Annotated in this window: 23 protein-coding genes; 2 read left to right on the top strand and 21 right to left on the bottom strand. The window is 64.1% G+C overall.

The features are described from left to right. Nucleotides 1-125: 125 nt before the first annotated feature. Both ACYQ4W_RS00240 and ACYQ4W_RS00235 read right to left on the bottom strand, forming a co-directional pair. Nucleotides 126-851, bottom strand: coding sequence for a DNA-methyltransferase (locus ACYQ4W_RS00240; RefSeq protein ID WP_459851475.1), 726 nt, complete (start codon nucleotides 849-851; stop codon nucleotides 126-128). Further along, on the bottom strand, nucleotides 832-1,008 hold the full coding sequence (locus ACYQ4W_RS00235) for a Com family DNA-binding transcriptional regulator (RefSeq protein WP_459851472.1): 177 nt from the start codon (nucleotides 1,006-1,008) through the stop codon (nucleotides 832-834). Before ACYQ4W_RS00235 ends, ACYQ4W_RS00240 begins: the two co-directional genes overlap by 20 nt. Before the next feature lie 170 nt (nucleotides 1,009-1,178). Here ACYQ4W_RS00235 and ACYQ4W_RS00230 point away from each other — a divergent pair, with 170 nt between their 5' ends. Continuing rightward, the gene (locus ACYQ4W_RS00230) at nucleotides 1,179-1,481 is read left to right on the top strand and encodes a hypothetical protein (RefSeq protein WP_459851469.1); all 303 of its coding nucleotides are present in this window, start codon (nucleotides 1,179-1,181) and stop codon (nucleotides 1,479-1,481) included. A gap of 36 nt (nucleotides 1,482-1,517) precedes the next feature. Here ACYQ4W_RS00230 and ACYQ4W_RS00225 read toward each other — a convergent pair whose 3' ends face one another. From ACYQ4W_RS00225 to ACYQ4W_RS00205, 5 genes are read right to left on the bottom strand one after another with little or no spacing between them, the layout of a single operon-like run. Next, entirely contained in the window at nucleotides 1,518-1,829 is a 312-nt protein-coding gene (locus tag ACYQ4W_RS00225; RefSeq protein ID WP_459851466.1) for a tail fiber assembly protein, read from the bottom strand. Further along, nucleotides 1,830-3,239 carry a hypothetical protein gene (locus ACYQ4W_RS00220; protein WP_459851464.1) on the bottom strand — a complete coding sequence of 470 codons (1,410 nt, stop codon included), beginning with the start codon at nucleotides 3,237-3,239 and terminating at the stop codon, nucleotides 1,830-1,832. It lies immediately after the preceding gene. Nucleotides 3,240-3,260: 21 nt separating this feature from the next. Continuing rightward, nucleotides 3,261-3,830 (bottom strand): YmfQ family protein, encoded by a 570-nt coding sequence (locus ACYQ4W_RS00215; RefSeq protein WP_459851462.1) that lies wholly within the window; start codon nucleotides 3,828-3,830, stop codon nucleotides 3,261-3,263. Continuing rightward, a complete protein-coding gene (locus ACYQ4W_RS00210; RefSeq protein ID WP_459851460.1) occupies nucleotides 3,827-4,897 on the bottom strand; it encodes a baseplate J/gp47 family protein in 1,071 nt (356 codons plus the stop codon). Before ACYQ4W_RS00210 ends, ACYQ4W_RS00215 begins: the two co-directional genes overlap by 4 nt. A gap of 11 nt (nucleotides 4,898-4,908) precedes the next feature. After that, entirely contained in the window at nucleotides 4,909-5,283 is a 375-nt protein-coding gene (locus ACYQ4W_RS00205; protein ID WP_459851458.1) for a phage GP46 family protein, read from the bottom strand. Between the two features lie 223 nt (nucleotides 5,284-5,506). Between ACYQ4W_RS00205 and ACYQ4W_RS00200 the strand changes: the two genes are divergently transcribed. Continuing rightward, nucleotides 5,507-6,082 (top strand): DUF5625 family protein, encoded by a 576-nt coding sequence (locus ACYQ4W_RS00200; protein WP_459851456.1) that lies wholly within the window; start codon nucleotides 5,507-5,509, stop codon nucleotides 6,080-6,082. Between the two features lie 7 nt (nucleotides 6,083-6,089). Here the strand turns inward: ACYQ4W_RS00200 and ACYQ4W_RS00195 are convergent, their stop codons facing one another. The 14 genes from ACYQ4W_RS00195 to ACYQ4W_RS00130 form a co-directional block, all read right to left on the bottom strand. Continuing rightward, nucleotides 6,090-6,665: a phage baseplate assembly protein V gene (locus ACYQ4W_RS00195; protein ID WP_459851454.1), complete on the bottom strand. Its 576-nt coding sequence runs from the start codon at nucleotides 6,663-6,665 to the stop codon at nucleotides 6,090-6,092. Next, nucleotides 6,662-7,786 (bottom strand): phage baseplate assembly protein, encoded by a 1,125-nt coding sequence (locus ACYQ4W_RS00190; protein ID WP_459851452.1) that lies wholly within the window; start codon nucleotides 7,784-7,786, stop codon nucleotides 6,662-6,664. The genes ACYQ4W_RS00195 and ACYQ4W_RS00190 overlap by 4 nt, the downstream gene beginning before the upstream one ends. Then, nucleotides 7,776-8,999 (bottom strand): DNA circularization protein, encoded by a 1,224-nt coding sequence (locus ACYQ4W_RS00185; protein ID WP_459851450.1) that lies wholly within the window; start codon nucleotides 8,997-8,999, stop codon nucleotides 7,776-7,778. The genes ACYQ4W_RS00190 and ACYQ4W_RS00185 overlap by 11 nt, the downstream gene beginning before the upstream one ends. A gap of 9 nt (nucleotides 9,000-9,008) precedes the next feature. After that, complete coding sequence (locus tag ACYQ4W_RS00180; protein ID WP_459851448.1) at nucleotides 9,009-11,195, bottom strand: phage tail tape measure protein; 2,187 nt, start codon at nucleotides 11,193-11,195, stop codon at nucleotides 9,009-9,011. A 185-nt stretch (nucleotides 11,196-11,380) separates the two neighbouring features. Next, complete coding sequence (locus ACYQ4W_RS00175) at nucleotides 11,381-11,695, bottom strand: hypothetical protein (RefSeq protein ID WP_459851446.1); 315 nt, start codon at nucleotides 11,693-11,695, stop codon at nucleotides 11,381-11,383. Nucleotides 11,696-11,699: 4 nt separating this feature from the next. Continuing rightward, entirely contained in the window at nucleotides 11,700-12,074 is a 375-nt protein-coding gene (locus ACYQ4W_RS00170; RefSeq protein WP_459851444.1) for a phage tail protein, read from the bottom strand. A gap of 49 nt (nucleotides 12,075-12,123) precedes the next feature. Then, nucleotides 12,124-13,548 (bottom strand): phage tail sheath subtilisin-like domain-containing protein, encoded by a 1,425-nt coding sequence (locus tag ACYQ4W_RS00165; RefSeq protein WP_459851442.1) that lies wholly within the window; start codon nucleotides 13,546-13,548, stop codon nucleotides 12,124-12,126. 10 nt (nucleotides 13,549-13,558) lie between these two features. Then, nucleotides 13,559-13,768 carry a DUF2635 domain-containing protein gene (locus ACYQ4W_RS00160; protein WP_459851440.1) on the bottom strand — a complete coding sequence of 70 codons (210 nt, stop codon included), beginning with the start codon at nucleotides 13,766-13,768 and terminating at the stop codon, nucleotides 13,559-13,561. Nucleotides 13,769-13,778: 10 nt separating this feature from the next. Then, entirely contained in the window at nucleotides 13,779-14,402 is a 624-nt protein-coding gene (locus tag ACYQ4W_RS00155) for a DUF1834 family protein (protein WP_459851438.1), read from the bottom strand. Next, nucleotides 14,402-14,842: a gp436 family protein gene (locus tag ACYQ4W_RS00150; RefSeq protein WP_459851436.1), complete on the bottom strand. Its 441-nt coding sequence runs from the start codon at nucleotides 14,840-14,842 to the stop codon at nucleotides 14,402-14,404. The genes ACYQ4W_RS00155 and ACYQ4W_RS00150 overlap by 1 nt, the downstream gene beginning before the upstream one ends. Beyond that, nucleotides 14,842-15,123, bottom strand: coding sequence for an HI1506-related protein (locus ACYQ4W_RS00145; protein WP_459851435.1), 282 nt, complete (start codon nucleotides 15,121-15,123; stop codon nucleotides 14,842-14,844). The genes ACYQ4W_RS00150 and ACYQ4W_RS00145 overlap by 1 nt, the downstream gene beginning before the upstream one ends. A 12-nt stretch (nucleotides 15,124-15,135) precedes the next feature. After that, complete coding sequence (locus tag ACYQ4W_RS00140; RefSeq protein WP_459851433.1) at nucleotides 15,136-16,041, bottom strand: Mu-like prophage major head subunit gpT family protein; 906 nt, start codon at nucleotides 16,039-16,041, stop codon at nucleotides 15,136-15,138. A gap of 1 nt (nucleotide 16,042) precedes the next feature. Continuing rightward, on the bottom strand, nucleotides 16,043-17,221 hold the full coding sequence (locus tag ACYQ4W_RS00135; protein WP_459851431.1) for a phage protease: 1,179 nt from the start codon (nucleotides 17,219-17,221) through the stop codon (nucleotides 16,043-16,045). Nucleotides 17,222-17,340: 119 nt separating this feature from the next. After that, entirely contained in the window at nucleotides 17,341-18,330 is a 990-nt protein-coding gene (locus tag ACYQ4W_RS00130; RefSeq protein WP_459851429.1) for an HNH endonuclease, read from the bottom strand. Between the last annotated feature and the right edge of the window lie 27 nt (nucleotides 18,331-18,357).

Raw genomic sequence — 18,357 nt, 5'->3', positions numbered from 1 at the left:
CAGTAAACCGGCGCGCAATTCGGCACTGATCGGCGCGCAATTCGGCACAACTCGCCCCACCCGATCTCAAACGTAAATTTGCCCATGCGAAGCGCTAAATTCTAACGCTCCGCATGGGCTGTTGTTTATCGGTCCGTCAGGCGCTGTTTTGCAATCTGGAAGTAATCCCCCGACAACTCCACCCCGACAAACTGCCGCCCCGTCTCCAGGCAGGCCAGGCCCGTCGATGCGCCCCCCATGAAAGGGTCGAGCACCACGCCGCCGGGCTTGGTCACTTCCAGCAGCTCGCACATGAGGGGCACGGGCTTTGCCGTCAGGTGAACCCTGCGCGCCATTTCCACAGAATGCCGGAACACGCCCGGCAGGCAGCGGTCCGTGGCGCGCGCGAAGCGCCCCTTGGTGGCGAAGATCACATACTCCGCCTGGGCTCGAAACTGGCCGCGCATAGGCCGAGCCGAGGGCTTCTCCCACACCACCACGCCCCGCCAGGTCCATCCGGCTGCCTGTACCGCGTCGGTCATTACAGGTAGCTGCCGCCAGTCGCTGAACATGAGCAACGGCGAGCCGTTCCTGGCGATGCGCCAGCACTCCGAAAGCCAGAGCACGGCCCAAGCCAGGAAAGACCGCTGGTCCTTATTGTCACCCAGCAACGCGGGAAAACGTCGCTGGGTGCTGGATTGCTGGTATTTCTGCGCCGGATCGGCTTTGCGGGCGGCAGTGGAAGCGCCACCGCTGGAATAGGGCGGGTCCGTCACCACTGCGTCCGCGCTGGCGTCCGGCATGCCCTGAAGCACAGACAGGGCGTCGCCCTTGTACAAGCTCATTCCGTTGTCAATGATCGTCGGATTCACGCGAGCGCTCCGGGGAGGCTCGCAGGCCTTCTGCGTTGGGGCTCGTGGCCCTCACGAAATTGAACTGCCCGCAACGCGGGCATTTGATGGTCAGCGCCAGGGCCTCACCCTTGGCCAGAAGCCGATTACAGTTGCCGCACCTGATCTCCTTGTCCATGGTTCCTTTTGACGGTTGCGCCTTGGCCTGCTAGCCTCCCCTCACCCCTGATCAGGGCCAGGGAGCAGCGGCTTTGGCCGTGGACCGGTGGTGGTACACCGGGCCAGTGGGGGAGGGGCAAACTCCCCCGCCTGCTTCCTCCGTCACCCTCAACCTCACAAGGAGGAAAGATGGTACGTGTGCAAGTTAATGAGCCTAAAGGTGATATTTTTTTTGTTGTTTTCTACGAGGACGATGACGCATATGAAATCCGGAAATTTGAAGCACTGCACTACCAGAGAATAAAAAATAGCTTAACAGCAGCAGCAAAGCATTACTTCGGTCAGCAGGCTGGCTCAATGCAATGCGAGATAATTAACCATGTGGGAACACTCTCCCTTGTCCCTATTATCGAGGACGACGACGAAGCTGTGGATATATTGGATGGTAATTTCCATAGTTTCCACTGGTTCGAGTTTTCTGATGAAAGTTAATATGCACACGCGCTCCTAGACTAGTGTAGCATTTCCCTACGCCCCCGGCTCACTCGGCCAGGTCACGTCCTGCGGAAAGCCCGCCTGGGCGGTGATGTCGCGCAGGGCCTGGCGGTAGGTGGACCAAGCCGCCTTGACCTCGGCCGAGAGCGGCGCGTCCGCAAGCTGCGTCCAATCGCAGGCGGTCAGCTTGGCGTCGCGCGTGGCGCGGATTAATGCGGCCTTACCCTCGGCCGTCGCTTCGTAAGGCACGGGCTGCTCGTTGCTATAGGTTTCGTCCGCGCCACAATCCGTGGAGGCAGCCACAATGCGCCAGCCCAAGCCGTCTTTACGTACTGCGTAACCCATTTAGCAGTCCTCCCAGCCAACGCAGAACAGGCCGCCGCCCGCCAGGTTGGCCGCGTAATACAGGTTCGTGCTCTCCAAGATAAAATCTTTGTTCACCACGTTGGTTGTCGTCGCGTTGACCGTCACCGGGGGGGGATTGGTTGTTGAGGACATGGGGCCGTACGAGTTGTTTTGCGCTGCGACCGCGTACCCGTTGCCGCCGTTGATGAGCGCCACTGCAATCTTGATCGCCGTGGCGGGAACAAAATTATTGACGGGCACGGCGATCCATGTCGGCGTCGTGACTTCGCCCTGGGCCCCAGAAATCATCTGCCGCATGGCCGCGAGGTTTGACCCGGCTGCCACGCGATAATGCACCAACTTGCCGACCTGCACGAAGCCAAGCGGGTACTTATTGGCCGTGCCATCGGTGCGAATCCAGCCGATGCGCGCCTTGTAGGTGTAGCCGAGCGGCATTGTGGGGGCCGTGGCGGAGAGGGAAAGCAAGAGGGCCGTGGTCCCGTCTTCCTTGGCGATGATGAAGACCGCATACCATGTGCTGGCGGCTATTGCCCCGGTGTCGAGTCCGCCAGCACCAGCGGCCGCCGTTGAAGCAGAGAGAGCCAAACCGGAGCAGAGCTTTGCCACTCCGGCACTTTTGAGGACGAGCTCGTCCGCCGTCATGGAGACCAGCGCGGAAAGGCCGGTGGCGCTCAAGGCGAGATTGCGCGCAGCCCCGATGATGGAGGCCGATGCGGTAACGGTGGGATTGCCCAGCATCCATTTGTCCAGCGTGGCGTCATAGGTGAGCGCCAGCCAGTGCCCGGCCCCGGCGATGGCCCCAACGGCCAGTGCGGCACCTGCCGGGCCGACAATGACCTTGGCCGGGGTCGCCGTCGTGCCCAGGGTGAGCGCAAAGGTCGGCGTCGTGGTGGCGTTGGTGGCGGCAGCGCGCACAAGCACGTTCATGCCGTGGATTAAGGCCGTCTGCGCAGAGGGCACCGTGGCAGTGAGGGCGTCCGCCGTGCCTGCGGCCAGGGCAACGCGGCCCGTGCCGCTCAACGCTGCCGCCGCCACGTCCGCCGGGGTCATGGCCGTGGCCGTGTTGGTGCCCGCGATGGCCTGAGTCAGCGTGGCCAGCTTGAGGATGCCCGCCACGGTTTCCGAGGCGTCGCTCACGGTCACGGCCTGATCGGCGATGAGCTTTGCAATGGCCTGCGTCAGCTGGGTGTCATCCGTGGAGCTGGGATTAATCTCGGCCGCCTTGATGACGTTGAGAATTTCCTCCTGCACCATGTTGAACCAATCCTGGCCGGGCACGGTGGCCGGAATGCCCGCCACGGCGTCGCCGTTGGTGAAATGGCCGGGCGTGCCTGTCTCGCTGTAGGCGGCCTTATTGGCCACGGCGGTGGGCGTTTTAACGCGTTGCATGGGGCTTCCTCCTGTTCTGGGCTATTCGTTGCCGTAGGCAAAAATTACGTGGGTGTGGGCTGGCTTCAGCCGGTTGATGAGGCATTCCAAAAGCGCGTTGCCCCAGCTGGCCAGCGGGTCGGCGCAGCCGCTTTGACAAGTGAACTCGCGGACGGTGACGGCAGGGCCGCGCACGGTCCAAACGAAGCTCCAGGGCTCATCGCAAATGGGCTGGTTGCAGGGGCTGGCGCAGGTGTAGACCGGGTGCTCCTCAATGGTGATCTCGTAGCCCAGGGCCTTGGCCACGCCGATAAAGTAGGCCCGGCTTTGCCCGCCGCGCTGGCGCATCTTGGACAAGGCGGCGGCTATGCGCTCGGCCTGGGTCTGGGCATAGCCGCCCGCGCAGGTGTCGGGCAGGCCCAGCACGCGCTCCCAATCCGCCAGCCACAGGCCGTCCGCCCCGGCCGGGCTTATGCCCTCGGCCACCACCTGGACCGAGGCATGGGCCGCGTCCAACGCCGCGCCCTCGGCCGCCAGGCTGGCCGCCAGCACGGGGTCCGTGGCCTCGTAGGGCTTGGGTAGCAGCAGGGTCAGCAGTTCGGCGTGGTTCACATAAGCTCCACGGAGACCACGCCCAGGCGCGGCCATTCGATGGCCCCGGCCGCCACGTTGGCCATCGGGCTTGTCACCTGGCGGTCGACCACGCCGTCCACGCCGCTGATCGCCGTCTCGATGCGCGAAAGATAGGCCGTGTCGCCCGGCTCCAGGGTGGCGAAGTACACGCCCAGGGCGGTCTCAATAGCCGTTTGCGCCTGGGCCAGGGTGAGGCCGGACAAGCGCACTTTAACGGACACAGCGACCGCCACCAGGCTGGGGGCCAGCACAAGAAAGTCCTTCGCCGCAGGCGGGCGCTCTTCGTCCAGGTGCGCGGTGCAGGCGGCCAGAATCGCGGCCGAGGGCAGGCCGTCGGCCGAGGTGATGCACACGTCCACCGTGCCCAGCCCGCGCCGCAGGGGAAACACATAGGCCTGGGTCACGCCGTCCACGGCAAGCGCCCAGCGCCGCCACTCGGCTTTGTTGCCGCCCCCGGCCGGGTTGCGCAGCAGGTCGAGCAGCCGGGCCAAAAGCTCGGCGTCGGTTTCCGCGTTGGTGCCGCCCACCGTGGCGGCGGCCAGGCTGGCCACGCCCTGCACGCCCGAAGGCGCGCTGGTGCAGGTGAGCGCGGTGCCGCTGGCCAGGTTCGAGTCCTTGCCCGTGGCGCTGGCCTGCACAGCCACAACGGCGGTGCCGCCCGCGCCGCCTACTATGGGGCTAATCAGCCCGGCTTCCGTGGTGACGAAGGCCAGCCCGGCCACGGTCTTCAGCTCCGTGCCCACGGCGATGGCCGCGCCCGCCGTGCCCGCAAAGGTGGCCGTGCCCTGGGCTGCGGTGGCGCGCTTGCGCGTCAGGCCGCGCAGGGTGGCGTGCTTTTCGAGGTATTCCGTGTCCGCCGTGTCGGGGAACAGCTGCCGGGCGATGTACGCCAGGCGCTCATACAGCCCCTCCACGGCTGCGGCCGTGCCCCCGGCGCGCACGCCGAAGTCCGAGTCCGCCGTTACGGCGGCGTCGGGCCGCTGGCTTTGCGTGTCGCGCAGAATGTCTGCCTTGATCTCCGCATAATCCTTTGTAATGGATGCCATTTGCTCCGCCCTCACATGACCGTTACGTTGTGCGTGAACAGGTGTTCACGGCCGCCCGCGTCGGTGACGCGCACGGCCAGGCGCAGCCAGCCGTCGTGCTGGCGCTCCGTCTCCACGGCGATGGCCTGCGCGCGGCCGTCATCCAACAGCGGCTGCAAGGCCTGCTCGCTGTATTGCTTGGCCAGGATGGCCACGCGGGCCAGGTCCTTTTCGCGCGCCAGCTCGTGCAGGCGCGAGCCCAGCGTGGCGTCTTCCCAATAACTGCCCAGGGGCGTCATAAGGCGCAGAAAAACCGCGTTGGCCAGGCCGCGCGCGGGGTCCTGGGTCAGGCTGCCGTCGGTCAGCGTGTAGCCGCCGGTTGTGGGATCGAGGTATGCGTCCGCCATGCCGCCACACTAGTGGCGGCGCAGGGGGAAAACAGGAGGAAGGGGTTCAGTAGGGGGCGGTGCGTTGACGTTGGATCCACGATTTCCCTCGTCAAACGACTACGACGAGGATAACGTACAATTCATGCGTATCCGTTAACTTGTGTTTCATTAAAAACGGTGGCAAGTGCAGACGAGATAGAAAAACAATCTTTACCAAGGGTGTTTCCATGAGGGGGGCGCGATGAATAAGTTAGCGAAAATATTTGTTGTAATGCTTGGGACAATTTTCTTTTTGACTCAAAACGTTGACTTTTCTGAAGCAGCATCAAAATCAGTGGTTTATTTTCCTTTCGACGCGAGCAAACCCGATGCTGTGATAAAACAAGAATTCAAAGTTACAGAATATAGATCATACATTTTTGCATTAAAATTTAATTACATCGATAGTGATGACCTCACACGCCTTTATACATTAGTAGGCGGTGGAGGCATACGTCCAGACGGTACATATAGTAATCCAGGAATAAAGATTCCAGTGCATATTAAAATACATAAAATTGAAAATGGGCAGGACATTGGATCTGTTTCTGACAATATAATAGAAACACAGGGGATGTATGCTAACAGTTTTGGAAAAGCTAAAGGCACTGGTTCGTTACTTCGTGAGATAGTAAGAATCAATCTTCAGCCAGGGACATATCTTCTTGAAGCTAATTCAATGAAAGAAATTCATGAATTTGATGAGACACAAGTATTTATAAAATTTGAATGGCACCCTAATATTCGATTTCTCCCACAAAGCACCCTAAGCAACTAATGGCGAGTTAAATCGCTTCTCCTGTCGTGCCGCCACTATCCCCAGGGTGGGTGTGGTGCTCCAGGCTCACGCCGCCCGCCACGTGGTCGCCGTCAGAAGTGACGGCCCCCGTGGTGTGCAGGCTGCCGGTGAAGGTGGCCGCCGCCGCGCCGCCGCCCGTGCCCACCATGGAGAGCGCGGGCGTCTCAAAAATGACCTGCTCGCTGGCCTTGACGTGGTATGTCTTGGTCTCCACTTCGATGCGCTCTTTCTTGAGATGCACCTTGTCGCCCCACATGTTGTAAAGGCAGGCCTCGCCGCTGGCCACGTCCACGCGGTAGCTCCCGTTTTCCGTGGCGATGATGACGCTGTGCGCGGTGCTGCCGCCCAGGGGCAGAATGATGAGCTGCGTCCCGGCCGGTGGGCCGCTGGTAAAGCCGAACTGCTGCACCAGCTCCGCCGCTTGTATGGTCTCGCCTGCCAAGGCCTCGGCCTGGACCAGCTGCACGGCCGCGCCTTTGGAAAGGGCGGACAAGGTGGCGCGGTAGGCAAGGCGAATGCCCGCCAGCCTGCGGTCCACGTAGCGCATCACGTCACGAATCATAAGTCGACGATCTCCCCGGCACCGGCCTTGGCCTTGTACTTGTGCCGCTTGTGGTGGCCCACGTCCGGCTGCCACAGGCCGTCCGGCTTGAGGGTCAGCTCCGTGGTTTGGCCCGTGCCGAGCCCGCACAGGAACACGCGCCGCATAAGATAGAACACGCCGTCGATGCCGTGGGGCTCGGAGAGCACGCGCACGCGCTGGCCAGGCGTCCACAAGGGAGCGCCCGCCGCGCCAAGGACGCGATACCCGCGCACGCTGGCCTGTATCTCGTAGGCGGCCAGCTTGCCGTCCGCCACGATCTTGCGCGCCCGGCGCTGGGCGTGGCCGGTGTTGTCGCAATCCGCCTCCACCACGATCTCGGGCCGCTTGAAGTAGGCCGCGCTGTCCTTGGCCGTGGCGCGAATGTTGTGCGCGCCCGCCGAGTGCTCCGAGCCGTGGGCCTGGCCAAGCACCGTCACCTCGCTATGACGCTCCTGTATTCCCTTCTTTTCGGCTAGGCGCAGCACGTTGTTGCCCTTGCCGTTCCACCGCAACACCAGCTGACCCACGGCCGGATTGGTGGCGTCGGTGTAGTCCGGCCCGCCGATGATGAGCGTGCCGTCCGGTGCGAAGTACGGCCAGCAGCCGTTCTGCTCGCACACGCGCTGGAGCGCGTCCCAGGCGGTCATGCCGGGGTCAACGGAAATCTTGTCGTGAGTGGCCGCGCCCGCCTGCACCTTGATGGACGTAATGCCCAGGGGCCGCACCATCTTGGCCACGATCTCGGCCAGGCTGCACTGCCGCGCGGCGAAGATAGGGGCGGAGCAGTCCACCAGCACCGCGCCCAGGTCGCGGCCAGTGAGCGCCAGCGTGTGGCTGGCCTTGTCCACGTCGGACTCCACGGTGTCGATGCGGCCGCGCATGATGACCTGGCCGCCCAGGGTCAGCGTCACGGGCTCCCAGGGCCGCACATACGAGGGCACGCCCAGGCCGCCCTTCAACTCGGGCAGGCCCAGGCTCACGCGCCAGCCGTCGGCCGGGGTCAGCAGGTCCGAGTCCACTTCAACGCGCTCCCAATCCCGGTGTTCATGCTGGCCAATGCGCAGGGCCAGGGTTTCGGCGGTGCTGGCGTTAGCTTGCATAGACCTTCAGCTCCTGGCCAGGCGTTAGAAAGTTCGGGTCGCTCATGCGGTTTAACCGCACCAGCTCGGCCGCGCGCGTGTGGTCGCCGTACAGCCGGTGGGCGAGCAAGCGCGGGCAGGTGCGCGCGGCCACGGTAACGGTGGTGAGCGGCGGGCGGGCCTCAAGCACGGCGGCGGCGGCCTCCTGCACAGCGGCGGCCACGTCCTTGGTGGGCTCGGTGACGGCGCGCGCCTGCTCAAGCGGGTACAGGTCCCGGTAGGTGTCTATGCTTTGCTGCAAGCCCTCGCGCGTGGTCGCCGTCACGGTTTCGATCTCGTCCGGCGTCAACGTGGGCGTCACGGCCTCGGACTCCAGCACGATCTGCGCGGCCTCGGCCACGCCCAGGGCCGCCTCCAGCTGCACGTGGGCGGCCACCTGGTCAAGCTCCGTGCCCGCCGTAACGGGCGTGGTGGTGGCGCCTGTGCCGGAACCGGAGCCGGAGTAGTAGCTGGAGCCCCTGGACGAACTGCCCGAGGGCAGCAGAATGGCCGAGGACAAGGCGGCGCACACGGCCGAAAAGTCCGGCAGCAGCGAGCCGGAGGAAAACGAGCGCAGGTCCACAATGCCCGTGACCAGGCTGGCGATGTCGTTCGCCCAGGTGGCGGGCGCGCCGACGATCTCCGCGCCGCTGGTGAGCACGCCCGTGGCCTGGCTCTTGAGGTTGGCCAGGGCGGCCAAGCCAGCCTTGCCCATGGCCGTGGGATTCTTGCACGCGGCGGCGGCCTTGCTCAACACCTCGGCGGCCCCGGTGCGGGCGGTCTCGGTTTTGGCGGCGGCGCTTGGCCAGGCGCGGGAAAAGAACGGGTTGTCCGTCCCGGCCACCACGAACTCCAGCGCCAGCTCTGCATAATTCCGGCGCTCCGCATCGTGGGTGATGTCCCAGGGCAAGGCCTGGGCCTTGGTGGAGCCGAACACCGGGTGGACCAACTCGGCGGGGCCACGCTCGTCCAGAGCCTTGATAAGCCGCTCCAGGACGGTTTCATAATCTTTGCCCCATACTGCGGCGGTGATGCTGATGCGCCGGGCCTTGCGGCCCATGTCCTCCACCTCGCCGCCGTCGCGGTACGGGTATTCATGTTCCGCCACGGCGTGCTCGCCGCGATCTCTGGTGCGCAGCACCTCAAAGGGCGCGCCCCGGAAGCTGGCGTTCAGCAGACGATCTTCCCAGGCCATGTGCGCCCCCTAATGCCGTTGCGCCTGGCGGCTGTTGTACTCGTTCACCACCGTGGCCAGCTCGCGGCCGTCGGCCACCAGCTTGATTTCGTGACGGACCACGGTTTCGCCGCCGCCGAACAGCAGCTCGCCAGCCTTTTTGCCCAGGCTCTGGCCGCCCATGTATCCGAGGCCGCCACCTATCAGAGCGCCAGCTCCAGCACCTATCACTGTACCAAGCCCCGGAACAAATGAGCCAACCGCCGCCCCGGCCTTTGCGCCAAAAGCGGCACCCGCCCAAGCGCCAGCAGCGCCACCGGCCGTGCCCGCGTGGGCGGCGTTCTTTTGCGCACGGGTAAGGCTATCGTCCGACTCGGTACCAATAACGCTCACCGCACTGCCGAGCACGCTAAGATATCCACCAGCCCGGCCAGCCCAGCGGGCAGCCGTCCCGGTCCAGCCTCCCTTGGCCCCTGCCAAGGCTCGGCCCAGGGCCGATGTTGGCGCGCCAGCTGCACCAGCGGCACCGGCAGCGCCAGCGCCTGCGGCGGCGGCCCCGCCGCCAAAGAGCATGCGCCCGGCGACGATCACCCCGGCGGAAGCCGCCACAGCGGACAAGGCCGTGGCGGTGGCAAAGGCTGCCGTCGTGACCAGAGGGAACTCGCGGGCCAGGTCGGCGGCTTTGGTGGCCACGTTGCCCAGCGGACCGCCGATGGCGTCCAGCGTGTTGGACGCGGCCATGTCCTTTTCGTTGGTGACCTGCTGGGACTTATAAAATGTGGTGCCCGCCACCAGGTCAAAGCTGGTTTTACCCGCGCCGCCCGCCTTGCCCATGCCGCCCAGCACGTCTTGGATGTAGCTGCGCTGGGTCATTTCGGCCACCAGGGCCAGCATGGCCTGGCGGTCCTGCACCACCTTGCCGATGGCCGAGGCCTGGAGAATGTCGGCCATGGCGTCCAGGGTCTCGGCCTTCTCGCTGCCCTGGGCACCGGCCGCGCGTGTCTTGAGCGCCTGGAATTTCTTGTCCTTGCCCACCACCTTTTGGTCGATGAGCTGCACAAAGGCGTCCAGGGGCAGCGTGCCCTTCTCGCGCGCCTTGGCCAGGGTGCCCGAAAGGTCGATGCCCAGCTTCTTGAAGTCCTGGGCGGTATCCTGGCTGTTCAGCTTTTGCAGCAGGTTGACCAGGTTGTTGCCCGCTTGGTCCTTGGTGCCCGCCGTGACGGCGCTGGCCTGGGCGCTGGCCAGGATGCGCTCGTACCCGCCCATGCTCTTCATGCCCGCCGCGTTGGCCATCATCTGCGGCAGCCAGCGGGCCATGTCCTTCAGCTCAAAGCCGCCCATTTGCCCGGCCACCAGGGCCTTGTCCAAGGCCTGGCCGATCTGCTCGGGCTTGAAAAAGCCTTGCTGAATGCCGCGTATGGCGATGTCCGCCAGGTCGCCGGAGCCCGCGCCGCTGGCCGTGGCGAAGCGTTGCAGGGTGGGCAGTATGCGCATGGCGTCGCCGGACTTGATAGCGCCGCTGGCCAGCATCTTGTCCAAGGCCTCGGCCGCTTCGTCGCGCGTGCCGCCGCCTTCGCGCACGGCCAGGTCCACCGCCCCGCGCAGCTTGCCCATGCCCGCGCGGCGGCCCTCCAGGCCCTCTTCCGCGTAGGCGGTGTTCGACATTTGCGCCAGGCGGTGCTCAAAATCCACAGGCTTGGCCAAGGCCCGGCCCGCCACGTATCCGCCTGCGGCCAGGGCCGCGCCGCCCTGGGCCACGGCCTGGCCCAAACGGCCGCCCGCGCTGGCTGCGGCGGACAAGCCCTTTTCGGCCTGGCGCGCGTACTGGTCCACTTGCTTGAGCCTGCCCACCAGGCCCAGGACGTTGCGCTCCTTGTGCCCCAGGGCGGTCCAGGCCTCCGCCATTTCCTTGCCTCTGGCCGTGGCCACGCGGCAATCTTCGGCATATTGCCGCGTGGCCTGGCTGGCACGGGTGGTCGCGGTGGCCTCCTGGCTAACGGCGGCGGAGGTCTGCTTATGGGCCTCGGTGGCGGCGTTGGCCGCCTGAACCGTGGCTTTGCCAGCCTCCACCGCCGCGCGGCCAGCCTCGCGCGTGGCCTTGCCGGATTCCGTCACCGCCACGCCCGTGGCCCGCGCGCCCTTGACCACCTTGTCCAGGGCCTGGGTGCTTTCGGCGCTCAACTGGTCGCGCAGCTTGAGGGTGACTTGCATGTCCATGTCCGGCATGTGCTACTTGCGCCTATTCCTTTTCTTGAGTCGTTGGTTCACATACACGGTGCCCCCGGCCTTTCCGGTGGCGACCTCGGCCAGCAGGTCTATGTACGTCTTGGCCTCCGGGGTGGTCAGCGCCCGTATGTCCGTCAGGCTGAATCCGTGCCGCGTCAGCGCCAGTTCAACGAGCCTTAGCTCGCGGCAGGTGCGCTCGCGGCCGTCAGCTTTCCCAGCAGCGCCGCCTCGGTCGCGGCGAGCTGGCCGTATTCGTCGGCGGGCAGCGTGGCCAGCAGCTCGGGCGTGATCTCCTTGGCGTCGATGCCGCCCAGCTTCAGCAGGGTGCGCGCCCACAGATGACGCCGCACGCGGGCGTTGCAGGCTCCTTCTCCGGCCGCTTCGAGCGCGTCCTCCTGGTCCTCCAAGGTGGGCAGGCGCAGCTCAAAGTCCTTGTGCCAAACCCCGTCTTTTTCCACCCCGTAAAGCAGGGTCCCTTTCTGCGTCAGCATGTGCCTACTCCTTGATTTTGTTCGCGGCGGCCAGGGTCACGCTGACCTTGGCTTCGCCTTGGGTGCCGTATTCTTCCGAGTCCTTCAGGCTCACGCAGTCCTGATAGGTGACGCGCTTGCCGTTCTGCGTCACCGGGAAGATGGTCAGCTTCGCGCCCTTGATCGTGTCCCAATCCAAGGGGTCGTTGACGGGAATGGGCGCGGTGATTTGCAGCGTCCACTCATGCACGCCCTCGGCAAAGCCGCTCGGCCTGCCGGTGCGGTTCATGGTTTTAACCATGGTCCGCCCGCTGTTGTGGTCCGGCTTGCAGGACTCGATCTCGTATTCCTTGCCGTCAACTTCCAGGATGATGGCTCCCAGGTATTCCTTCAGCGCCATGGATGGCCTCCGTTAGCGTTTGGTGTTGGGCGTTAGAGCCGCAAAGGCTCTACAGCAGAAGGTCGATGCGGCCCGCGAAAACGTGCAGGCCGTTCACCACGTCCGTGGGAATCTTGGCGTCCAGGCGGTTCACGTCCTGAAGGTCGCGCTCGCAAATGACGCCGTCTTTGTTGGCCTCCACCTCCTCCACGATCTCCAGCTCCTCCAGCTTGAAGAGCACGTCCAAAATCTCGCCGCGCACGGCGGGCGGGGTGCGGCTGGAAAGCTTGGAGCGGGGGAAGCGCAGCACGATGCGCTCGCGCACGGCCTTGCGCACGTAGTCCATGGTGAGAATGGTGGTGAGGTCCAGCAGGGCCACGTCATCCACGCCTTCCGCGTTCACGGTGTAGGTGGTGATGGCGCGCACAATCTGCACGCTGGTGCCGTCCGGCCCCACCTCAAGCGGGGTCACGCCGTTGTGCAGCAACACCTCCTGCTCGGTGCGGGTGAGCCGGTCGGCCACGTCCGGCACGTCGATGCCGGTCAGCGCCAGGGTGTTCAGCGGCCGGGCCGGGTCTTCTTCCGACGCGACGACCGCGCCGTAAGCGGCGGCGATCTCCCAGGGCAGGCGGCGCGCGCCGCGCAAAAGAGCCCCGCTGATGCGGCCGTGGTTCACGCTGCCCGCAAGGGTGGTGGCGCTGGCCAGGGTTCCGGCAAGGGCGTAAACGGCCACGGCCCCGCGCTGTTCCAGCGGGCCGCCCGTGAACTCCAGGTGCGTGCGCAGGGCCACCAGGTTGTCCACGTCCGTGTACGGGGTGATGATGATGTTGTGCCCGGCACCCGCCACGGCGGCCAAGGCGGCGGTAACGGACGGGTCCGTCTGGCCGCCGGTCATGGCGGTGACGGCTCCGGCTAAGCCGGGTGCCGTGCTGACGAAGGCCAGCTTGATGCTGTTGCCAAGGCTGCCCTTGTGCTTGGCGGTGATGGTGAGCGCCCCGGCGTTGGCGGCCAGCGCCACGGGCAGGTCCGGCTGCTGCGCGGCCTGGGCCACGATTTCGGCGGCGATCTCGGCGGCGGTGTCGCCGGATTCCACGGCCACCTGCACGGCATCCTTGCCCACGGTGAGGGTGGCCACGCCCGTGCCGCTGGCCGGGCCGGTGAGCGCCAATCCTCCGGTGGCGACAACGCCCGCCGCCGCGTCATCCACGGCCAGGCAGGTCAGCGAGACGTAGGCGTTGGCGCTGATGGCCGCGCGGACCATGCGGTGCAGCATGCTGCCCTGGCCAAAGTAGGTCGCGGCCTCGGCGTCGCTGAACACCCGCGTGGGCGTGAGCGTCGCCACGCTGCCGCCAGCCAGGCGCTGGCCAAGGATGAGCACCTCTTGCGCATTTGTGGGCAGGGTGCGCACCGCAAGCTTGGTGTTGAACTCAATGTACTTGCCCGGCTTGCGGATGCTGCCGGGGATGCTGTCAAAACTGATGTTCTTGCTGGCCATGGGTTCCTCCTTATTCCGGGGCCTGGACGGGGGCCGTGGTTGCCGCCGTGGTTTTGGACTTGGCGGCCGGAGTCGCCGGAGCCTTCACCAGGTCGCCCTCGTCCAGGCGGCGCAGGTAGTAGGCGGTTTCGGGTACTTCCACGGCGGCAGCCTCGGTGATGTACTGGCGGGGCTTGCCTTCCTTGGGCACAAGCAAGCCGGGTGCGGCAGTCACAAGCATGGGGTCTCCTTTATTCCGAGCCCTCGGCCCGGCCCTGTTGCAGGGTGATGAGGTCCACGGCGTCGGGCACGTCGTCACCCGGTTTCAAATAGTAGTTGAAGCCAATGGCCGAGAGTTCCGGCAGCGGCGTGACTGGCTGGCCGGTTGCGTCCAGGGGCGCGCCCGTGCCGCGTTCGGTCACGCGGTAGTCGTACCGGGTGTTCCATTCCTGGGCGTACACGCTGACGCCCTGGCCCCGGTACTTGGCGCTGACCATGCTTTGCACGCGGCCAGGCCGCAGGTTGTCGATGGCCAGGCCAAAGTCCTGCCCGGCCAAAAGCGCCCGCACGTCCTTCAGCATCTGGTAGGTGCCCACCTTCACCTTGTCGCCGCGCCTGGTGGCGGCCTCGTTGCGCAGGTTGCGCGCGGCCACAAACACCACCCACGTGGCCGGAATGCGATACACGCTCTTGGCAGTGTTCAGCGGCACGCCCTCGCCCTCGGACTTGAAGGCCGTCCACACGGCGGGAAAGCGCCGCACGGCCTCGCCCAGCCCCTCGTCCAGCTCGCCGCCGTAGGTGGCCAGGGTGCGCAGGTAGGGCAGCTTGGCCCCGGCGATGCGCGCCAGGATGGCGTCTTCGATGATGGCCAGCATTACGCGGCCCCTTCAGGAGTGCGCGCGAAGGCCCGGCGGCCGGTGTTGAACTCCACGCCGCCCTCGCCTCCGGCGGAAACGGTGGCCACGCCGGGCAGCACGGCCCGGCCAGCGGCAACGTCCTTCAGCCAGGTGACGGCCGCCTTGTAGCGGTCGGCTATGGGCGTGGTCTCCGTGGTCTCTCCGCCGGAGAGCCGGTAGCGGGCGATGTCGCAAACCACGGCCGCAAGGGCCTGGGGCACGCTTGCCAGCGGCAGGGGGTAGCGGGCCGCAAGATAGGTGTCCGCCTCGCTGGAGGCCCTTTCCAGAGCCCCCAGCGCGACGGTGCTGTCCACCGTGCCGAGGTTGTCGGCGTCCGTGCGCTCCTCGCGGTCGGTCAGGGCTATTACCTCCTGCATGCCGTACGCCGCGATAAGGTCAGGAACGGTGGCGTAAGCCATTACTTGCCGCCCTCCTTAGCGGTGGACTTGGCCGGGGCCTTGGCCTCTTCCTTGGTCCCTTCCTTGGCATTGGCTTCGGCCTTGGCCTGGGGCGCCGTGGGGATCACCTCCTCGGTGATTTCCACCACGAGCATGGGCTCGGCCTGAAGCGCCGCCAACTGCTCGGGGGTCAGCTCGTCCTCGGTCAGGTTCGTGGGCACGGTGCCGAAGCACAGGCCAGCACGGCAGAAGCGGCCGCCGATGGCGTTGGGCTGGGCATTGATGCGGATGATGCGGGCCATGCACGGACCTCCCTACGCCAGCCAAGGCGTCACCAGGGGGTCAACCACGCCCTGGTTGATGTTGTCCTGGCCGTTGGCCAGGCGGGTGCTCTTGGTGATCTCCAGAATCTTTTCACGCAGGCTGGGCGCGCCCACCAGCAGCGTCGGCTTGACGCCCAGCGGGCGGCCGCCGTCGCCCTTGAAGCTGCACATGGCGGCATAGGCGGCGTTGAAGTTGGCGGCGGTCAGCTCGGCCTTGCTCATGTACGCCAGCTGCCAGAAGCCGAAGCCCACGTTGCAGCGGTAGCGCACGCCGAAACGGTAGGTGTCCGTGTTGAACACCTGCTCGTCCTTGGCGTCGGTCATGCTGGTCAGCTCGGGCTTGGTGCGTTCCTGGAAGATGAAGGGCTTGAGCACACGGGAACAGTCCAGCAGGAACCACGGCGCACTGGTGCCGTCCTGGTAGTTGGACACGGTTTCGGCCACGCCGGTGCCGTCGACGTTGGGGAAGACCGGGTGGTCGGTGTCGAAGAAGAACTGGCCGTCAAAGCAGAGCGTGGAGAGCCCAGCCTTCAAGAGGGCGAACACCAGCTCGTCCGGGTGCGTCTTGGCGGCCATGCCCATTTCGCCGAACAGCGGCTTGTACACGCCCACCTCATCGTCCTCGATGTCGGTGCGCTCCACTTCCACAGTGCTTTCAAACTTCTTGTTGGTGATGGAATAGCCGTGGGCGGCCATGGCCTTCACGACGCGAGGGCCGACCCATTCAATGAGCCTGGGGAACTTGCCCAGCCAGCCGTAGGTGTTGCTCTTGCTGCTGGACGGAACCAGCGTGGCCACGTCGGCCCAGCTGGACGGGGTCTCGCCGAACACGCGCTGGTATTCGGCCTTGTAGGCGGTGAACAGCGCCGCGATGAGCGCGGGGGTGACGATTGCCATATTAGTTGGCCTCCTTGGCTTTCTTGAACTCTTCAGGCGTCATGCCGCACATGTCGGCGGCGTATGCTTCCTCGGTCGAAAGCGCGGCCGTGCTGGAGCCGCCCGCCGGGGGCTGGCCGCCGGGCAGGCTCGCGGTCTGCATGGTGGTGAGCGCGGCCACGGGCGCGGCCGATTCGAGGAAGGCGGTCAGCGCGGCCTCGTCCTTGGCCCCCAGGCTTCGCGCCCAAGGCTCCAGGCTGGCGGTCAGGCGGCCGTCGGCCAGAGCGGCCTGCACAAGCGCGTCCACCTTGGACTCCTGCGCGCCAACGGCCAGCTGCGCCACCTGGGCTTTCAGCTCGGTGTTAGCCTGCTGCAAGCTAGCCAGCGCGGCCACCGGCGCAAACTTGGCCGGGTCCGGGGTCGCCACCTGGCTGGTCAGGCTGGCAATGTTCTCGTCCTTGCCTTTGAGCAGGGCCAGCAGGTCCACGCTTGCGGCTGCGGCGTCGCCTTCCGTGAGCATGGTCTTGAGCTTATCCAGCTCTGCCTTGATCTCTTCCGGCCCGGCGGTAATGGGCAGGTTGAGCATCCAGCGCAGACGTTCCAAAAGTTCGTCCATGTGGTCCTCCGTTGCGGTTGCGGTAGTGGTTGAAGGGAACAGCGCGGCCAGGGCCACGGCGTCCATGCCGTCCAGGGCCGGGTTGTTGGTGAGCGCGACGCTCAAGATTTCGAGCACCGCGCCGGTGTCTTTGTCGAAACGGAAGACGGGGGAAATGTAGCGGTATTCGTCGGACGAGATGTGCTCGCGGGCGCGGGCGGTCCAGCTCACGGCGGCGAAGAGCCCCCGGCCGGGCACGTAGGCTACGGCCTCCACCCACCCGGAGGCGGGCGCGGGCTTGCCGTTCGTCTTGGCCAGAATGAGCTGGTGCTCATAGTCCACGGGCAAGGGAGTTTCCCGCGCCTCCACCTTGGCGGACACGGCGGCGGCAATATCCGCGTCCATGCGCCAGGCGGTGAGCGCGCCCTCGGTGGTGGTGGCCGGGCGGCCGTCGCGCGCGGCAAAGCTGCCGTCGGGGAAGAGCTGGGCGTTCATGCCCGGCGGCATGTCCTCTGCCGAAACGCCAACAGCCAAGGCCACGCCCCCCGAAAGGGGCATGGTCAGGGAGGCGACGTTCTGTGTGGGGTCGGAGTGCTTGCGCTTCATGCCACCGGTTTTACGGTGGCAGGCGGGTGCGAGACAGGAGGAAAGAGTTCAGTAGGCGGGAAAGCTCAGTGGTGGCTTAGCAGCAGCTCTCGACTTGAAAAATACTCTGGAAAAAAACGTTAGGAATAAGATGACGCTGAGCCCTTAGGCTCTTCACCGTAGTGGTCGCTCCGGGTTGCTCGATCAATCTTGAACTGAGAAATTCCATTATACTGCTTCTCACTTTTTAACTCTTCCTCTGTGTATTCAAGAACAAGTTCGTTGTGTGACATGACGTCGCCTAAGACCAAAGCAAGGCGACCTTCTACTGTTCTATAATCAGGAAGTATGTTATCTCTTATGATGCTGACTATAAGATTGCCTGCTCTTGTCAGTTCAAAAAATAAGTCATAAAGAAGAGCTATGTTATAATCGTACTTTTCAGCAAGCTGATCATACAAAGGGACATTCCATTCTTTAATTTTATAGAATTTATCGTAGTAGAAAACGCCTTCTCCACGTTCCTCCATGTGCAGAGAGAACATGTTTAAAAGATCCTTTGAAATATACGAAAATTCAGAAAACGCATTTTCAATCTTTTTATTACTCTTTGGCCAATGCCTTCTTCTTAGCCACATACAAAATGCCCTTATATCATCAAAGACCCTCTCATGAATTATATGTGCTGCACCGTAGAAGAAATTCCCTGTCACATTGTCCCACTCTGAAATATGACAGAGCTCCTCCCATTTGTCGATGATCATTGTGTAGTATTCTTTGTCTTTTTGAGCCTTCTGATCATATCCAAGTGTTGTTTTAACCCATGTTTCATGACTACTTTTCATATTATTCAAAAAATCTACTGTGTATTTTTCTGGAAAATCATCTACAAGTTTATGGTGTGTATTGCATAGTAATATTAAATTAATATATTTATCTCGTTCTTCTTTCGTTAATTCAGATTTTCCGCGTGGACCATCAACAGAATCTGCCACGATGTGGCACGCTTCTCCGGCAAGTGAAACGTCTTCACCATCCAATGTCGGCTCTTCTAGTGGCTTTCTACAATACGCGCACAGATTGCCAGATCTTCCCCAAAGCATGACACGAGTTTTTAGTTTTATTGCCATTATGAAACTCCTAAAAGGTTCTCTGAA

This window comes from Humidesulfovibrio idahonensis (assembly GCF_054657715.1).
This window is presented reverse-complemented; position numbering and strand designations above follow the sequence as displayed.

Coding starts and splice junctions, on each gene's coding strand:
- ACYQ4W_RS00175 (WP_459851446.1), bottom strand. CDS start 11,695: ATGCTGACGCAGAAAGGGACCCTGCTTTACGGGGTGGAAAAAGACGGG.
- ACYQ4W_RS00150 (WP_459851436.1), bottom strand. CDS start 14,842: ATGGCTTACGCCACCGTTCCTGACCTTATCGCGGCGTACGGCATGCAG.
- ACYQ4W_RS00135 (WP_459851431.1), bottom strand. CDS start 17,221: ATGAAGCGCAAGCACTCCGACCCCACACAGAACGTCGCCTCCCTGACC.
- ACYQ4W_RS00235 (WP_459851472.1), bottom strand. CDS start 1,008: ATGGACAAGGAGATCAGGTGCGGCAACTGTAATCGGCTTCTGGCCAAG.
- ACYQ4W_RS00185 (WP_459851450.1), bottom strand. CDS start 8,999: ATGGCCTGGGAAGATCGTCTGCTGAACGCCAGCTTCCGGGGCGCGCCC.
- ACYQ4W_RS00140 (WP_459851433.1), bottom strand. CDS start 16,041: ATGGCAATCGTCACCCCCGCGCTCATCGCGGCGCTGTTCACCGCCTAC.
- ACYQ4W_RS00220 (WP_459851464.1), bottom strand. CDS start 3,239: ATGCAACGCGTTAAAACGCCCACCGCCGTGGCCAATAAGGCCGCCTAC.
- ACYQ4W_RS00165 (WP_459851442.1), bottom strand. CDS start 13,548: ATGGCCAGCAAGAACATCAGTTTTGACAGCATCCCCGGCAGCATCCGC.
- ACYQ4W_RS00225 (WP_459851466.1), bottom strand. CDS start 1,829: ATGGGTTACGCAGTACGTAAAGACGGCTTGGGCTGGCGCATTGTGGCT.
- ACYQ4W_RS00180 (WP_459851448.1), bottom strand. CDS start 11,195: ATGGACATGCAAGTCACCCTCAAGCTGCGCGACCAGTTGAGCGCCGAA.
- ACYQ4W_RS00230 (WP_459851469.1), top strand. CDS start 1,179: ATGGTACGTGTGCAAGTTAATGAGCCTAAAGGTGATATTTTTTTTGTT.
- ACYQ4W_RS00145 (WP_459851435.1), bottom strand. CDS start 15,123: ATGGCCCGCATCATCCGCATCAATGCCCAGCCCAACGCCATCGGCGGC.
- ACYQ4W_RS00205 (WP_459851458.1), bottom strand. CDS start 5,283: ATGGCGGACGCATACCTCGATCCCACAACCGGCGGCTACACGCTGACC.
- ACYQ4W_RS00190 (WP_459851452.1), bottom strand. CDS start 7,786: ATGCAAGCTAACGCCAGCACCGCCGAAACCCTGGCCCTGCGCATTGGC.
- ACYQ4W_RS00195 (WP_459851454.1), bottom strand. CDS start 6,665: ATGATTCGTGACGTGATGCGCTACGTGGACCGCAGGCTGGCGGGCATT.
- ACYQ4W_RS00200 (WP_459851456.1), top strand. CDS start 5,507: ATGAATAAGTTAGCGAAAATATTTGTTGTAATGCTTGGGACAATTTTC.
- ACYQ4W_RS00160 (WP_459851440.1), bottom strand. CDS start 13,768: ATGCTTGTGACTGCCGCACCCGGCTTGCTTGTGCCCAAGGAAGGCAAG.
- ACYQ4W_RS00155 (WP_459851438.1), bottom strand. CDS start 14,402: ATGCTGGCCATCATCGAAGACGCCATCCTGGCGCGCATCGCCGGGGCC.
- ACYQ4W_RS00130 (WP_459851429.1), bottom strand. CDS start 18,330: ATGGCAATAAAACTAAAAACTCGTGTCATGCTTTGGGGAAGATCTGGC.
- ACYQ4W_RS00170 (WP_459851444.1), bottom strand. CDS start 12,074: ATGGCGCTGAAGGAATACCTGGGAGCCATCATCCTGGAAGTTGACGGC.
- ACYQ4W_RS00210 (WP_459851460.1), bottom strand. CDS start 4,897: ATGGCATCCATTACAAAGGATTATGCGGAGATCAAGGCAGACATTCTG.